At 53.1% G+C, this 1605-nt stretch carries 1 protein-coding gene; it reads left to right on the top strand.

What is annotated here, in order from left to right; all coding sequences use genetic code 11:
- The first annotated feature begins 135 nt into the window (after positions 1 to 135).
- Positions 136 to 1584 (top strand): DEAD/DEAH box helicase family protein, encoded by a 1449-nt coding sequence (locus AC1RQI_RS16815; RefSeq protein WP_481905764.1) that lies wholly within the window; start codon positions 136 to 138, stop codon positions 1582 to 1584.
- Positions 1585 to 1605 lie beyond the last annotated feature (21 nt).

Below are 1605 nucleotides of genomic sequence, written 5' to 3'. Positions count from 1 at the left end.
TGAAGTCATTTTTTCAGCACCCCGAACTGGCTTATATCTCCGACTAATGTTCGGCTACTTTATTTCGGATTAGTAGTTGGTAGTGAGCCTGACCGTATTGACACGGTAGAAGCCCCGGCGCCGTGGGAGCATGCATTGCCGGGCGAAGACAGGACGATTCCAGACTGTCCAGAGCGGATCACGCTCATTCTGGCAGATCACATCTACATGCGGCTGTCAGACCTACCAGGACCATTAGCGGCGCAAATAAAGCGCATGGCCAGCTTTGCCAATCCGGTGTTTTTCAAAACCCAGGCACTGCGCTTCTCCACCCACGGGATTCCCCGCTACATCTCGTGTGCTCGAATTGAACAGGGGTACCTATCCATACCCCGAGGCTGTTTTGATGAGTTGCAAACGTTGTTTGTGGCGTTGGATATAGCGATAGACATTGATGATCGCAGGGTTCGCGGTCAATCACTGGACGGTATCAACCTCAAAGCCACCCTGCGTAAGGATCAAAGAAACGCTGTAAACGCCCTAACAGACCACGCCACGGGGATACTCCACGCGCCCACCGCCTTTGGAAAGACCGTGACAGCAATGGGGATTATTGCCAAGCGACAGGTCAACACCCTGGTCCTCACACACAGTCGTCAGTTGCTTGATCAATGGAAGGAACGCCTGGGAACGTTCATTGATGGCGCCTCCGTGGGCGTGATCGGTGGCGGCAAAAAGAAACCCACCGGCCAGATCGACGTGGCGACCTATCAAAGCCTGATCAACAAGAAAGATAATACAGTACTGAGCCTGGTCCAGGAGTATGGGCAGATCATCATCGACGAATGCCACCATATCTCCGCGCCCCGTTACGAGATGCTGCTTAACCAAGTCAGTGCCAAATACATCGTAGGCCTGACAGCGACGCCTGACCGCCAAGATGGACATCAGAAAATCATGTTTATGGTAGCGGGACCGGTTCGCCATAAAGTCCAGCCGGAACGCGGTTCCAGATTTGTCCAACGCGTGATTGTTCGCGAGCGCCATGAAACGCCACCGCAGGAACTCGTTGCGCCAGGAGAGCGTCCTCATGTCGCGTCAGTTTATCGTTGGCTTGTCGAGAGCACGTCACGGAATCAAGAGATTATTCAGGACGTTGTGCGCTGTGTGCACAATCAGGCTAACTGTTTGCTGCTGACGGAGCGCCGAGAACATGCCGAAACGTTGGCGTCGATGTTGACGTCCGAGTCCATATCATCAGTCGTGCTCCGTGGTGGCATGCGTATCAAAGAACGCCGGGCTGCAGAAGCACAACTATCTGATGCACAGGTTATCGTTGCAACAGGAAAATATATTGGTGAAGGTTTCGACTTGCCACGGTTAGACACGCTTTTTCTTGCCTTACCCATCGCGTGGAAAGGAACGCTGTCGCAGTATGTCGGTAGGATTCACAGAGAGGCCAATGACAAGCAGGAAGTGACCGTTTACGACTACCTGGATACCGGCCTTCCCATGCTTGAACGCATGTTCCGAAAACGTGAGAAGGGTTACGAGTTATTGTCAAATCTGGTGTATGACCATCAGGCGGCGCTCCTGTCAGATTGATCGTCCACCCGCTCTCCATCC

It is taken from the genome of Salicola sp. AFF1 (assembly GCF_056783195.1).
Note: the sequence above shows the minus strand (reverse complement) of the source record. Positions and strands in the feature narration are given on the sequence as shown.